The organism is Salinihabitans flavidus, assembly GCF_900110425.1.
Classification (GTDB): domain Bacteria; phylum Pseudomonadota; class Alphaproteobacteria; order Rhodobacterales; family Rhodobacteraceae; genus Salinihabitans; species Salinihabitans flavidus.
The window spans coordinates 26298-40158 of the sequence record NZ_FODS01000015.1; the positions used below are offsets into that span (position 1 = coordinate 26298).

A 13861-nucleotide genomic window follows, 5' to 3' on the forward strand; every position below is an offset into this window, starting at 1 on the left:
CGGAGAGGTGGCCGAGTGGTCGAAGGCGCACGCCTGGAAAGCGTGTAGGCGGGAAACCGTCTCCAGGGTTCGAATCCCTGTCTCTCCGCCACCCACATAACCCATTGATATTGAATGGAATTATATCGGAATTCCTCTGGGATTTTCCGTGCCTTGCGCGTCGATGAGCAGTGCGGAGACGCCATTCAGAGACGCGTGTGGCGGAGTTTCGGCGTTGTGTCTCTGCGGCCAGCATCATGGGTGTCGGTTTTGGCCGTGGATTTCCCTGCTAGCAGGGAAATTGCAGGGAATTTTTCTGATATGCGTGCCTGCACGTGCTGATCAGTGCTAATTTCTCAGTTGTTTCAATGGCCTGAAGGGCAATTCCCTGCACCGCGCAGCAGGGAATTTGCAGGGAATTCTGAGATCACGCAGTGATGTGGATTTGAGTTTCCTTCACCGGATGAACGAGAAAGTCCTCAGACCCCGTACACCTTCTCCTGCTGATCCCAATCCAGAGACACGGGTGCAGCGAGGATACGCTTGAGAGTAACGTTTGACGGCAAGGTACCGTCTCGGATCGCCGCCTGAATTTTTGGCGAGAGAAACGCGAGTTGCCCGCGCGTCCTGATGTAGGGATCGTGATGTCCGGCGTTGCGGGCAATGGTGGCGAGGGGAACGCCGTCGCGCAAACTGGCGACCCAGCGATGGGCATCACGAAGCGTCCGGAGTAAAATGGGATCAGGGGTCGGTTCAGGGGTGCCAAGAACGAGCCTCGCCTCGACGCCGCGGCGGCGCAGGACAACTGACGCGGAGAGCTGGTGGAGATCAGATGCCATCTCGTCTGAGGCAACGCCGAGTTGGCTGGCGAGGTGCTCACAATCAAGCGTCAGCTGGATCCGCTGCGGGGCGATCGTGCCACTGACGATCAGCTGGCACATGATCGCGGCATCTTTGCGGCGCAGAGCTTGCACAAGCTGGCGTGCATCGGTGAGCAAATTGTCGCCCGCCCGGAGATCTGGCTGTCCCAGTACATGATGATCGCGGGCCGCACGCTCAAGATGGTCGGCGATGAGGGCACAGACCGCCGCTTCCAATCGTGGCCCCGAAAGCCGCCAGCCGGTGGGGTCGGTCCCGCCTGAGATCAGGCGGTTGGAGATATAGTAGTGATGACGCCGCCCGGATTTGACGCTGTGGGTTGGGGTCAGTCGGTCGCCTGTCTCGTCCCGCAGTTTGCCGGTAAGCGGGGCCGGCGTTGATCCTGCGGCCGCGCCGCGTCGGCGCATGGCGGTTTTTTGCAGCTTCTGCTGGACGCGGGCCCAGAGAGCCGCGTTGATGATGGCCTCGTGCCGTCCTGGCCAGAGCTGATCCTTGTGCCGGATTTTACCAAGATAGACTGGGTTCACGAGGATGTGGTGAATCTGGCCGCGCGACAGTGCGCCGCCGCCCTGGGTTCGTCCGGAAGCGAAGCACCTGAGCTTCGAGCGCAGCTCCAACCGGTCGGCCTCTTGGGTCGTGGTTCGAAGGGACCCCAGGTCATCGTAAAGATGAAACAACTCCCGTACCGTCTCGGCCTCCGCAAGATTGATGACAAGTTCGCGGGTGTTTGGATCGGGGTGGGGGTCATAGCCCAAGGGTGGAAGGCCGCCCATCCAGAGACCCTGCTTTTTGGAGGCGGCGATCTTGTCGCGGATGCGTTCGGCGGTGACCTCCCGCTCGAACTGGGCGAAAGAAAGAAGCACGTTGAGGGTGAGCCGTCCCATGGAAGAGGCGGTGTTGAAGGCCTGGGTGACAGAGACAAAGGAGCACCCCGCAGCATCAAGGCGGTCGACAAGCTTGGCGAAGTCAGTCAGCGATCGGGTGAGGCGATCGATCTTGTAGACCACGACCATGCCGATACGGCCAGCGTCGATCTCGGCGAGCAAGCGTTGAAGCGCGGGACGCTCAAGCGTACCACCGGAAACGCCACCATCATCGAAGCGGTCTCGCACCAGCCCCCAACCCTCATGTTTCTGGCTGGCGATATATGCAGTGCAGGCCTCATATTGCGCGTCGAGCGAGTTGAAGCCCTGGTCCAGTCCTTCCTCAGAAGATTTGCGGGTGTAGATCGCGCAACGGGTTTTCTTCTGGGTCGCCATCAGCGCGTTTCCTTCAGACCGAAGAAGCGAGGCCCGGACCAGCGGGCGCCGGTGATCGCCCGTGCGACGGAGGACAGCGAAGGATAAACCTCTTGGTTCCATCGATATCCAGCTTCCGTGATCTCCACGATGTGGGTCTTGCCGTTCCATTCTCGCAGGAGGCGGTCGCCGGGCTTGAGTTTCGGTGAACTGTTTACCTGCGCTCCCGCCGTTCTCTTTTGGAGATCCGCCACAAAGCCGCGAAGCAGCCCGCCGCGTTGGCGGGACTGGACCTCAAAAGCGACGAAGCGACGCAAGAAGGATCGGCTCAGGTTTTTTGGTACGGGTGTTCCGAAGAGATGGTCCCAGGCGGCGATGAGCGCCGCCCGGTCCATGGTCTCGATCTCTGCGACGGTTGGAAGCTTCATGCGGCTTCCGGGGTGGCTGTGATCCGGTAGACGGGCGGCGACCCGACCTTCTTTTTCGGCATCCGGTCGATCTTGTACCCGGCCTTGCGCAAGGTGCTGAGTGCTGCCCGCACGGAGTGGGCCTGCCAGCCGGTCGCCTCCTGCAGGGCGGTGATATCTGCGCCGGATTTGCGCGCCAGAAGCCTGCGGACGAGTGCCGCCTTGGTCTCGCGATTGGGGATGTCATTGGCTTTGGTCATGATTGCCTCCTCGGATGTATCGGGCCTGGCGACGTGCCGGTCCTACCGAGATGCGCCCGGACTGCGAACCGGGCGTGTTTCCAATGACACTCTGTTCGCAGGCGAAGTCCAGTCCTCTTTGGCGCCGAGCTGTCCCCCGTCTAACCGTTTGTCAACCATGGAAAAAACATCTTGAACGCCGCGGCAAACGTCGTTAACTTTTTTGATATCCCGTCGCGGCAGGAGGCCTCGACCAACGATCATGCAACCCACTTTGGGTGCAGAATGAATCGTCTGGTTGTCCCTGCTGCTTCGACTTCTTCCAGCTTCATTCTTGCATCCCAAGGTCAACCCGAAGGATGCGACACATGAGCAAGCCATCTGATCTCAAATCTCAAAAAGACATTATGGTTGAGCCGCAGCCAGGCTGCGAAACGCCGTCGACCACGACAGAGTCTGGCAAGATCGCTGCCGACAGGACAACACTTCACGGCCAGAACGACCTGTTTCGCGAACTTGCGTTTCTCTGGCTCGCGGTCAATCTCATCGACGCGGCCCCACGCCGGGTCCGGCGCGCGCTGAAAAGTCAGGAAGAGGGTGTTATCCGGGCTATTGAGCGCTTCGGCTTCCGCATTCCGATTCTGGTGCGCAGCAAACCTGGGGGTGAGCGCTACGAGGTCATCGATGGGCATATGCGGCTCGCGGCCGCTCAACGACTCGGCGCGGACCAAGTGCCCTGCATTCTGGTCGATGATCTCCCCGATGTCGAAATCCGCCGGCTGGCGCTTTCCTTGAACAAGCTTCAGGAGACCGGCGCCTGGGATGATGATGCGCTCAGGATGGAGATCAGCGAGATCATCGAAATCGGGGAAACCATCGAGATCCCCGGATTCGCCATGCCCGAGATCGAGGCCATTCAATTTGCGCCCGCAGAAGGTGCGGAGGCTGATCCTGCGGATGATATCTCGGCGGAAATGTCCGACACAGAAAGCACTGCCGTGACCAGGCGCGATGATGTCTGGATTTTGGGACATCATGTGATCGTCTGTGGGACCGCGCGTAATGGCGACGCGCTCACTGCGGCGCTGGAAGGTGCATCGGTCGACGCCATCTTCACCGATCCTCCCTATAATGTGCGGATCAAAGGCCACGTCCGTGGTGCGCGCTCTGGCTTTGATGAATTTGCCGAGGCCTCTGGTGAGATGTCCCGCGAGGATTTTGTGGCTTTCCTTGTGGACACAAGTGGTGCCGCCACAGCGAAGCTCAAGCCGGGTGGCGTGCTCTTTGCCTGTATGGATTGGCGGCATGTCGGCGAAATGACCGAGGCGCTGGAAGCGCTCGAGTTGGAGTTGCTCAACATTTGCGTCTGGGTCAAGACGCAACCCGGCATGGGCAGCTTGTACCGCAGCCAGCACGAATTGGTCTTTGTCGCGCGCAGGTCAGGGGCCGGGCATCGGAACAACGTGCAACTGGGCAAGCATGGGCGCAACCGCTCGAACGTCTGGACCTATGCCGGCGCGACCGGCGGTCGGGCCGACGCGGACGACGACTTCACCTTGCATCCAACGGTCAAACCCATCCGCATGGTCATGGACGCGCTGCTCGACGTGACCGGGCCTGGCGATCTTGTTTTCGATCCCTTCCTCGGCTCCGGCACGACCCTGTTGGCCTGTGAGCGCACACGTCGGCGCTGCTTTGGAGTCGAGATCGAGCCGGCATATGTCGATCTCGCGATCCGGCGCTGGCAGGAGATGACTGGCGGCAAGGCAACTCACGCCGAGAGCGGTGTGCCGTTCGACGAGATCGCATCTGTCCAACTTGGTGAGCGTGGCGTCGCAGGCACGCGAACCGATGCAAACCAGGAAACTGTGCAGCGCGCCAAGACGCCCGACACGGAGGACTTCTGATGGCAAACGGCGAAGATCAGGACGACGACCATCAAGTCGGATACGGGAAGCCACCCAAGCAACACCGGTGGAAAAAGGGACAATCCGGCAACCCATCAGGCAAGCGAAGATGCGAGGAGCGGATAGAGGAAACGTTCAGGCGAATTGCCGAAGAAGAAATTCTCGTCAACCACAATGGATCACAGACCGCGATGCCTCAACGTGAGGCGGTGATACGATCCGTTTTGGCCAAGGGCATGAAGGGGGATGTTCCTGCATTCAAGGCTATCACGCCCTTCTTGGATAGGGGCGATTCATCTGGCGTTGCGTCGGCGAATCTCACCGCTGAACTTGCGGACCTCGACGTTCTCCAGACGCACGCAGACTGGGTTGGTTTGGTGGAGCGGGCTCAAAAGGAACTACAGGGTTCCACTGACACGCCAGTTAGCGAGGAGGAACAGGATGACCATCCCAACGACAACTCCTGATATCCTGCGTGGGCTCTATTTCTCGGTCCCTTTTGCCTATGTTCAGCGCGCTTTCGCCGAACTTCGCCCTGGTGTTTCTTTCCACTATGGTCACCACGTCCGGGCCATTTGCCATATGTTGGAGAGGGTCGAGAGTGGCGAGGTGACGCGCCTGCTGATTCTGATGCCTCCGCGGCATCTGAAATCGCATTGTGTCAGCGTGGCCTTCCCGGCCTGGGCGCTTGGGCGAGACGCCTCTCGGCGGATTATCTGCATGAGTTATGGTCAGGACCTTGCGGAGACCTTCAGCCGCGACAGTCGGCGGCTGATGCAGGCTCCATGGAGCCAAGCGGTATTCCCAAGGCTCCGCCTCGACCCGAAACGTACTGCCGTTGGCGAGCTTCGTACGACCACGAACGGCTACCGAATTGCAACGTCGGTCGGCGGTCCACTTACCGGAAAAGGGGCTGACATCCTCATTCTCGACGACCCGAGCAAAGCGGAAGACGTCGCTTCTGAGGCCAGGCGCGACATAGTCTGGGAGTGGTTCACAGGAACGGCCATGACGCGTCTTGACAACCCTCGGACGGGCGCCGTGATCGTCGTGGCGCAACGTCTCCACGAGGATGATCTGCCTGGTCGCCTGCTTGCAACGGAGGATTGGGAGGTTCTCGAACTTCCAGCAATCGAGACCCGGGATCGGCACATTCCGTTAGCTTCGGACGTAAACTGGGCGCGTCCCGTGGGGCATGTGCTGCTTCCTGAGCATATGGACGAGCAGGCGTTCAAGGCAAAGCGCCGAGAAATGGGGCCGCGCTCATATGAGGCGCAATATCAGCAATCACCGTCACCAGCAGGCGGCGGCATAGTCCGCCCTGAATGGTTCGGCACCATCCCGGACACGCAACACCGGAGCGAATACGAAGCCATCATCCAGAGTTGGGATACCGCCGCAGTCCCGGGGGAGTCCAACGATTACTCCGTTTGCACAACATGGGGCCTGATCGGGCCGTATATTGATCTGCTCGACGTCCATCGCCGACAGTACCTTCAGCCCGACCTACTCAGGATTGCCGCCGATCTCCGGGCGAAATGGCGGCCAAACCTGCTCATCGTCGAAACCGTTGGCAGCGGACGCGGGGTCTACGACCATCTTCATCGGCAGGACCGCACCGGAATCCGCTCACACAGGCCGAAGGAGGGCAAGGACGAGCGCATGTCGATCCAGTCTCCGAAGATCGAGTGCGGTGAAGTTCGCCTGCCGCGAAACGCGCCATGGCGGGAAAGTTTTCTCACGGAAGTCGCCGCTTTTCCCAATGGAAAGTACGATGATCAGGTCGATAGCATGTCGCAGGCGCTCTTTGCCCTGGATCGTGGTCTTGCAGAGTTAAGGCATTGTTCACGCTGCAAGAAATGAACGTTTGTTCGCCGTGCGAGCAGAACCGGACTTTGGGTGCGAATCCCGTCCCCTCCGCCACTTGCCCCAGCGAAAGCGTGCTCCCGATCCGGCTGCGGCCGGATTTTTCCGTTGTTTTCGAGGGTTATGCGGGTGGGGCTGAGCAGCGGCCCCGGCGCTAGACGGGCCGGAAGCGGTCTCTCAGTGCGGATATTCTCCGGACCTGATGACTGCGCGGATTTGGTGAATAGCTTGCAAGCACCTGGCATTGCGATGTTTTTTCGAGGTTGCACTAAACACTTCGACGCCGGTGGCGCTCGGCGTGATGGAACTGACATCGAACTTTCGCCACGCGGTGATAACCAGAAAAATGCTGCGGCTAGAGAGTGCTGACACTGGTCATTAGGGAATATCAACCTGAAGTTTCCGTCGCCCGAGGTATGCTTCCATCACCTCATTTACACTCAAATACATACAGTTGATGCTCGGGAAGCCGATGGCTGGTGCCTGATCTGTGCCAACCACAGAGACTTGTGTGAATGGGCCCTCATCATGGTATCGAGCAGGAAAAACAAATCCTCCGGTGCGCACCTCTTCGCCGACTACTGATTTTAGGGCGAGATGATAAAAGAGTTGCTTTACAATGTCGGGCCAACCGGGAGAGTTCGAAATTGCCGTCGCATCGTAGTACTTGGCGTCTAGAACTTTCAGTGTCGTGCCATCTCGTATCACGATATCAGTCTGCATACCTCGTTCTTGCACCAAGAGGTGTCCATTGGAGGCTTGTCTAAAGGCCGGTTTAGGTAGCCGTGAGTTCCACCCGCCTTCAACTCCTGGTAGGACTTCTCGCAGCATTCTCTCCCAAACTGCATGGAAGTCGTCGATACCATACAAGGTAATGCCATCATCTTGGCGGGGGTCTTCATCAAGGTACGAGATCAGAGAGCGCGCTAGTCGGATTGCCCGTTGCGCGAACAAGCTTGGCAGCAGTGATCGCAGTTTTTGGGACCATAGAAGCCGCGGAAAGTTAGGCGAAGCATAAGCTTTAAGTTCCGCCTCTCGACCTTGCAAGCCGTCCAACCACCATCCGTGATATTCAGCAACTTCCAGAAGCACAGCGACTTGGACGCGCGCTAGAACGCTTTCATGTGCATTCGAAGTTCGACTTGTTCTAATGTTGGGGTAGACGATGTTTCCGTTGCCCGAGACCATGGCGAGTTCACGTACTGCGGTGCGCGGCCAGTTGGGCTTGCCGGAGTTCCTTGTGGCGTAGCGTAGCCTTTCTGCAAAGATTCCATACCTTCGAAAATCATCAGCCAAATCTTGAACTGTGGAGATCAGACCAACGTTCCCATTTTCCGCTGAAGAGAGGCCTTGTCGGTCTCGAGTATCTTGGCCGTACTTTGCTAGTACTCGCATCGTGGTTCTGGCTATGCGCTGGTTCTCGGTTGCTGAACTTCGGAGCGCCTTGCGAGGCACGAAGACATAGCTCTCTGAGGAACTTGTGCACGCTAGCCCGCAAAAATGAACCGTATCCTTTTGAAGCGTCTTGCCTTGATCTTGGCGACGAAGTTCTGACGTCAGCTTTTGGTAGCATTCTTCAAGATAAAGAACGGCAACCCGGTCTTGAAGGACACGAGGCTCGTCAGGCATCGCCTTCAACGTCCTCAAGTGCCGCATCCAGGGCACCTAAAAAGCCTTCAGCGAAGACCGGTCCGTTTTGAGATACGCGGTGAGACAAGGCCCCGTAAGTCTTGACGACTGCGGTATTGAAGATGATTTCGCGCCCATGATGGCGAAGCAGATCGTCCCAAAGGTAGATCAGCAATTTCCCTGGCACTAAGTCACTTGAGGCAAGTTCAACGTCCGACACAAACCAAGGCCCCAATAGGCGATCTTCGGCGATTGATAGATGATCGGTCAGATAGTCATTCAAGATGCGGGCAAAGTTTGACCATAAGATCGATGCCTGGTTGCCGTCTGCTTTGACAACATTGAAACGCCCATTCGGTGAGATTGCGTAGTCGATATTGATGTAATGTTGTTTCCAGCGGCGACGAAAGGCGGTATCCAGTGGGAAAACGCCCTGGTCCGCGCTGTTCATGGTGGCTAGTAGCCAGAGATTAGCTGGCAACCTGAGCTTCTCAATCTCCTGACCGCACTCCACACGTAACCAGGCTTTGAACTCATCAGTTGGAAAGTCTGCATCGTACCTGCCGAGGCCCGTCGCATCCCGATCCAACAGAAGGAAAAGGTCCCCAAAAACGGCAGCGGCTGGAGCGCGGTTGAGTTCTTCTATGACAAGGAAGACCTCTTCATTCGGGCGGAGAATGGCCGCCCTGAGAGCGTGCGCAAAAGGTCCAGGTGAGAACTCGTAGGTTACATTGCCATCTCGAGTGACGGGCTTAAGCGCTCCTACAAAATCACCGTTCTGAAGATCCGGGTGGAAGACTGTCCGAATACTGTGCTTGTCGCCGATGCGCTCATTGACTGCATGGGTCTTGCCTGTTCCTGGCGCACCATAAAAAATCAGATTTTCCGCGCCTGTGACCGCTTCAGGATTAGCGGCATCTTCTTCGTGATCGACAAATCCAGGGGGAACATGGAGAGTGTCCATGTTCGCGACATAGTAATGAATAAACTCTGGTAGAAAGCAGCATGCATATCTGTTGTTTATCCGATCGAAATAGCGTCCAAAGCCGGTTTTGTACGCATCCGCGATGGCGTTCACGTTGGTGTAGCAAGTGTTCGGATTGGCATGGTTCAAATAAGCAGAAGTGTCCCAGGCGCAGATGACAGGGTCGTTGCCGGTTCCATTGTAAACTCCTAAGAGCAAGCACCGATGGTCGCCGTTCTTTCCTAGCTGAAAATGATCAGCGTGTTCTTCATAGTCTCTGTTTAATTGTATGCCTTTCTCGTCTGCACCGCGGTTTCGCCAATTTAGGTTTCGAAATGGGTAAATCTCGAGTGTCAGTTCTTCATTTGCTTTGCTGATTTCAGCAGTAAACCTGACATAGCTAGATCGTGGAGGAGGATCATGCCGTGTTAAGTTTACGGTCCAGCCAAGGGAACCCAAGGCCCCGTTCAGGATATCTTCCCACTGATCTGCCGTTGCACGATCAGGTTCGGGTCCATCGTATAGTTCCCCATTAGGGCGAGATTGCGTAGCCATGAAAACTGCCGTTGCTTGAGTGTCTTGGGATGGACACTAATCACATTTGTAGAACTTGGCTATCAGGTTTTGGTTTGGGATGGCGTTGTTGTGCATAGGCTGAAGGCGGCTGCATCTTGCGAATACAGCGTGGTAGCTACCACCGCCGAAGCCGCGCCGAAACGAAGATGTGAAGCGCCCCGGGTTTCCCGGAGGCTGGTTGGTTTGGGTTACGCGGCTCGCTGCTGCATGTCGAGCTGGCCATAGTGTGCGGCTTCCGCCTCTGCTGGCGGGAGGCGGTGTCAGCAAATTGTGTTGGCGCGAGGGCCTGGAGCGAGCAGCAGCCCGAGCGCATCAAGGTAGGAGCGGTCCGCGTTGTTCCGGGCGGCGTGCCATCGGCCGTAGGCAACAAGGTTATGTGAGGCGGGGCCGCAAAAAGGGCTGCGTGAAGGCTCGAAAGCGGGCAATCAGGGCGTTCACGGTGTTGATGTGGTGGCTTCGCGGGGTGCGCTTCGTCCTCCGCCCTGCGTTGAGCGCGAAGTGGGGGATACGCTCGTCCTTTGCGATACGCTCGTAGGTGGCGTGGCCGTCGGTGCAGAGCACCGCATCGGGCGCCATCACGGGTAGCAGGGCGCCGGTGATCGCCGCCTAGCCGGCGTCAGCGATGGCTTCGAAGGCACGGTGGCCGGGCCCGGTCCGTGGCTGCGAGCAGTTTCTTCTCCCAGGCCCGCCAGCCGCCTGGAGGCGCCGTAAAGGCGCCGCCGCGCCGCGGTAAGTCCGCCACCTCGGACGCGGTGGCGCAGGGTGGTTCGCAGGGTCGTCACGGTGCCGAACCCACTCCCACGAGCCCTTTCTGCTTTCGCGCTGGTGCGGTTCGTCGGCTTCGACGATGCCGGCAAGGGTGCCGTCTGTCTCTGGCGTCAGGGCGCCGATGATCGTCATGCGCCAGCGCCAGACGCTGTGACGCGACGCGCCCAGCACCTCGGCCCCGCGGCGGCAGGACATCGGCTGGGGCGCCTCGATCATGTCGCGCACAAGCGCAGCCACCAGGTCTGGGCGATGCATCCTGGCGAGCGGCGTGCCGCTCCGTCCCGACCAGGTCAACCGGCAGTTCGAGCGCCGCCATCGCTGTGCCCCCGTGCGCGTTCGGCCCCACCGACTGCGCTCGTCGGTGCCGCAGCGCGGGCAAGACGTTGCGGGACCGCCAGCCTCGGCGCGGGCATCGATTTCCAGGACGACCTCGGCCCGTTCGTGCGCCCCGGCCACCAACCCCTCCGCTTGCCGCAACGCGTATGGTGTCAGGCGGGCCAGAATGTGGCCAAACTCGGCCGGATCGAAATGGGAAATGGCGGGTCTCCTGGGATGGCGGGTATCTCGGACACTACCTACCCTACTGGAGAAGTAGAACAAAGGTGGAACTAACGCGGTTTGCTGACACCGCCTGGCGGGACATGTCCGATCGGCTAGGTCGCAAAACTCCAAGTCCCCGCCGTCGCGTTGAGTGGCTACACCGTACTGGGCATCGTCGTCACCGATCTCGCGGCATAGGTGCGTCCGGAAAAGGGGAAGAAAGTGGTTCACTCTCTTTGCAAAAGCGAGCCCTTCAGAGCGGCTCAATATTTAATCTCGTTAGCGCAGGACTATAGCTTGGGGCTGCTGCCGAGAAATCATAGGAACGTACGATTGTTCCTGAGTTCAATTTCGTCTTTTCGCAGCTTTGCCGTCTGGCCCACATGGATCGGATCCGTGGCATGGATACGTCGACCAACGTCACAAGATCCGCGGACAACGGAAAATCAAGGATATTGGAGCGCGTCACATGAAAACCGTCCCCAATGCTGCGCCAGTATTCAAGGAACACATCTGAAGCGACGATACCCAGGAACCGATAGAAGCTTTCACGGTCGTTGAAGCGGAAGATATGCACACCACTACCGGCCTGACCACGAACAGAAACGTAGTTGCGGGCAACGCTGCCGATGTAGAGTGCATGGCTCCCCCGATTGTCCGCCAGATCGCCCAGATGATAGGCAAACTGCTGATGTTGCAGGTACCGCGCCATTGCGCCCGAAGATGGTCGGATGAATTGGTCAGTTATTCGGTATTCTGTCACGTCGTAGAGTTCTGGGCTTCCTGCGAGAAAGCCCGCGCGTTCAGAAGTACTCCATCTGTAAAGCGGTGACGAGTAAAGGCGATGCTCAGTGTTTGCTAAAGCAGAAACGATAGTGCAGCGCTGGCTGTTTGCCTTGTTTGTATTATCGCTTTGGGGCTTACCTGATTTAAAAAGCGTATCAGGTATATTGTCGAAGTGACTCGCATAGACCGCAAATCTCCTAGATCGCAATTTGTTGCGCAAAGCCGCATAATCGCGACTGAAGGCGATAGATAGCGGAACAATGAAGTGCATAGCGGCAAGCGGTGCTGCAATCTCAAGGCAACGATCGAGAAAGTCTGCGTAACTATTCTTCCATTTTGCACCCTTTGGGTTGGAAACAAACGGCGGGTTACCGAAAAGACAAACGGGGCGGGAAGACTTTTCGCCTTGATACGTTAGAAAATCTTTATGTTCGAAATATGGCGTGAAATAGTCCGCACCTAGAGCGGAGTTGATAACAGAGAACTGACGCTTGGCGTAATCAAGAGAAGCAGCATTAATATCGACCAGGTGCAAATCAAGGTCGTGCATAGCCTCTAATGGAACGCCAAGATCGAGAAGTTTTCTAAGTAAAGCGAATACGAGGACACCGGATCCGCACGAGGGCTCTATAAAACGATGATTCCGGACAAGTGCGGTTGCCTGCTCAGGGCCGGATATATTGCTCGCGTCAAAAAACTGGTTCCAGAAGAATCGCGCAACGTCGACAGGGGTGTAATAGGAACCGGACAGCTTGCGTGCCTGCTCAGACTTGCATGGCGTGTAGTAGGCGAGATCGCGCTCGTCCTTTTCAGCTTGATGCATCACACGATCCAGAATCATTTTCGCGCCATCTGCAACCGCCCCTTCATACGAAAAAACGTTTGCCGGTTGTTTCTTGTCTTTTTGGAGTGGCGCGGCAATATTCATTACAGATGCTCGATGAGGTGGGAAACCATGTGCTTACCAAGTAGGCTGGGGACAGCATTACCGATCTGCTTCTGGATCGAACGCCGATTCCCGGCAAAGCGATAGCCTTCCGGAAAAGTCTGGATGGCAGCGATCTCGGGCACGCGTAAGCGGCGATTATTCCAATGGAATGGACCCACCCACGGTCCAGGCTGTGCGGCGATGGTTATCGATGGTTCGTCCGGATGAAGCTTATGTAGAAAGTTCCAGAAACGGCCACCTGTGCGGAATGTACGACCGTCATATCTCTCGAGTTTCGACAAAGCGATATAGTTCTTTCCAGCGGGCACGTGCACAAGTTCGTGGTAGTATGTGCCGGCGCTCGCATCTTCCTGCGGTTCGGCAAAAATGTCCTTATCGAATCTCTCGATGAAGGCACCAACGCCAACGTATGGTGTGAAGCCATTCATCAGTTCCGGCTTTGCCGGATCGCCATGGGTCGCGTGGGGCAATGGTATGGGTTTGTGGGCATCCTTAATGCCGAACACAAAGACACGCTTGCGTTTCTGCGGGACGCCAAAATCGGCGGCGTTCGCACGATACACCGTGCAAGCATAACCAAGCGCTTCGGCCTCTGCGATAAACTTTTCAAAAATCTTGATGTTTGTGGGGTGCCGGATGCTCTCCACATTTTCAAAAAGGAATCCGTTCGGCTGCAATTCTTGCACAGCGCGTAGATATTGCCCGAGCATATTGCGGGGGTCGTTTTCGATCAGCCGGTTGTCATTCTTGACCCAATAGCCGTTCTTGGAAAAAGGTTGGCATGGCGGACCTCCGATCAGGATGGTGGGTTGCCCATCGCGCCAGTGTCGAAAATCAATCGTTTGGACGTCGGCCTCGATGATTCCGTCTGAGTGAGCTGCCAGACTATTGAGTCGAAGCGTTTCGGCACTGTCCGGATCGTTCTCGACACAAGCGACAATAGAGGCACCGGCCTGTATCGCGCCGACGTCCAGACCACCGGCGCCCGAAAATAGACTTACGCAACGAACCACTCTGGCTGCTCCCTTCGTTCTTTCGCGCCTGTCATGACACATGTTAGTTTTATGCGCTCTTCGCGGCAACGGCGTCCGCGGAAGACAGGTGCGGTAGGTGCACTGCGCACCACACCACAGT

At 57.4% G+C, this 13861-nt stretch carries 10 protein-coding genes and 1 tRNA gene; 4 read left to right on the forward strand and 7 right to left on the reverse strand.

Annotated elements, in window-relative coordinates:
• The first annotated feature begins 1 nt into the window (after position 1).
• Positions 2-91 (forward strand) — tRNA-Ser (locus BMW66_RS12445).
• Between the two features lie 367 nt (positions 92-458).
• On the opposite strand, the gene BMW66_RS12450 is transcribed toward BMW66_RS12445, so the two are convergent.
• Genes BMW66_RS12450 through BMW66_RS12460 form a run of 3 tightly spaced genes read right to left on the reverse strand, consistent with a single transcriptional unit; the run spans position 459 to position 2763 of the window.
• Positions 459-2117, reverse strand: coding sequence for a recombinase family protein (locus BMW66_RS12450; protein ID WP_093118968.1), 1659 nt, complete (start codon positions 2115-2117; stop codon positions 459-461).
• On the reverse strand, positions 2117-2524 hold the full coding sequence (locus BMW66_RS12455; RefSeq protein WP_093118970.1) for a DUF2924 domain-containing protein: 408 nt from the start codon (positions 2522-2524) through the stop codon (positions 2117-2119). The genes BMW66_RS12450 and BMW66_RS12455 overlap by 1 nt, the downstream gene beginning before the upstream one ends.
• Positions 2521-2763, reverse strand: coding sequence for a DUF3489 domain-containing protein (locus BMW66_RS12460; RefSeq protein ID WP_093118972.1), 243 nt, complete (start codon positions 2761-2763; stop codon positions 2521-2523). Before BMW66_RS12460 ends, BMW66_RS12455 begins: the two co-directional genes overlap by 4 nt.
• A gap of 347 nt (positions 2764-3110) precedes the next feature.
• Here BMW66_RS12460 and BMW66_RS12465 point away from each other — a divergent pair, with 347 nt between their 5' ends.
• From BMW66_RS12465 to terL, 3 genes are read left to right on the forward strand one after another with little or no spacing between them, the layout of a single operon-like run.
• On the forward strand, positions 3111-4649 hold the full coding sequence (locus BMW66_RS12465; RefSeq protein WP_175483233.1) for a DNA modification methylase: 1539 nt from the start codon (positions 3111-3113) through the stop codon (positions 4647-4649).
• Positions 4649-5116, forward strand: coding sequence for a DUF5681 domain-containing protein (locus BMW66_RS20345; RefSeq protein WP_175483234.1), 468 nt, complete (start codon positions 4649-4651; stop codon positions 5114-5116). The genes BMW66_RS12465 and BMW66_RS20345 overlap by 1 nt, the downstream gene beginning before the upstream one ends.
• Positions 5091-6512 (forward strand): phage terminase large subunit, encoded by a 1422-nt coding sequence (terL, locus tag BMW66_RS12470; protein ID WP_175483235.1) that lies wholly within the window; start codon positions 5091-5093, stop codon positions 6510-6512. Before BMW66_RS20345 ends, terL begins: the two co-directional genes overlap by 26 nt.
• 381 nt (positions 6513-6893) lie before the next feature.
• Here the strand turns inward: terL and BMW66_RS12475 are convergent, their stop codons facing one another.
• The 4 genes from BMW66_RS12475 to BMW66_RS12500 all read right to left on the reverse strand — a co-directional run bounded on the left by BMW66_RS12475 (position 6894) and on the right by BMW66_RS12500 (position 13740).
• The gene (locus tag BMW66_RS12475) at positions 6894-8144 is read right to left on the reverse strand and encodes an LlaJI family restriction endonuclease (RefSeq protein WP_175483236.1); all 1251 of its coding nucleotides are present in this window, start codon (positions 8142-8144) and stop codon (positions 6894-6896) included.
• Positions 8137-9663, reverse strand: a complete 1527-nt coding sequence (locus tag BMW66_RS12480) for an AAA family ATPase (RefSeq protein ID WP_093118980.1) — start codon at positions 9661-9663, stop codon at positions 8137-8139. The genes BMW66_RS12475 and BMW66_RS12480 overlap by 8 nt, the downstream gene beginning before the upstream one ends.
• A gap of 1582 nt (positions 9664-11245) precedes the next feature.
• Complete coding sequence (locus BMW66_RS20050; RefSeq protein ID WP_139196174.1) at positions 11246-12706, reverse strand: DNA methyltransferase family protein; 1461 nt, start codon at positions 12704-12706, stop codon at positions 11246-11248.
• The gene (locus BMW66_RS12500; protein WP_217639308.1) at positions 12706-13740 is read right to left on the reverse strand and encodes a DNA cytosine methyltransferase; all 1035 of its coding nucleotides are present in this window, start codon (positions 13738-13740) and stop codon (positions 12706-12708) included. The genes BMW66_RS20050 and BMW66_RS12500 overlap by 1 nt, the downstream gene beginning before the upstream one ends.
• Positions 13741-13861: the final 121 nt, after the last annotated feature.

Coding starts and splice junctions, on each gene's coding strand:
- BMW66_RS20050 (WP_139196174.1), bottom strand. CDS start 12,706: ATGAATATTGCCGCGCCACTCCAAAAAGACAAGAAACAACCGGCAAAC.
- BMW66_RS12450 (WP_093118968.1), bottom strand. CDS start 2,117: ATGGCGACCCAGAAGAAAACCCGTTGCGCGATCTACACCCGCAAATCT.
- BMW66_RS20345 (WP_175483234.1), top strand. CDS start 4,649: ATGGCAAACGGCGAAGATCAGGACGACGACCATCAAGTCGGATACGGG.
- BMW66_RS12455 (WP_093118970.1), bottom strand. CDS start 2,524: ATGAAGCTTCCAACCGTCGCAGAGATCGAGACCATGGACCGGGCGGCG.
- terL (WP_175483235.1), top strand. CDS start 5,091: ATGACCATCCCAACGACAACTCCTGATATCCTGCGTGGGCTCTATTTC.
- BMW66_RS12465 (WP_175483233.1), top strand. CDS start 3,111: ATGAGCAAGCCATCTGATCTCAAATCTCAAAAAGACATTATGGTTGAG.
- BMW66_RS12480 (WP_093118980.1), bottom strand. CDS start 9,663: ATGGCTACGCAATCTCGCCCTAATGGGGAACTATACGATGGACCCGAA.
- BMW66_RS12460 (WP_093118972.1), bottom strand. CDS start 2,763: ATGACCAAAGCCAATGACATCCCCAATCGCGAGACCAAGGCGGCACTC.
- BMW66_RS12475 (WP_175483236.1), bottom strand. CDS start 8,144: ATGCCTGACGAGCCTCGTGTCCTTCAAGACCGGGTTGCCGTTCTTTAT.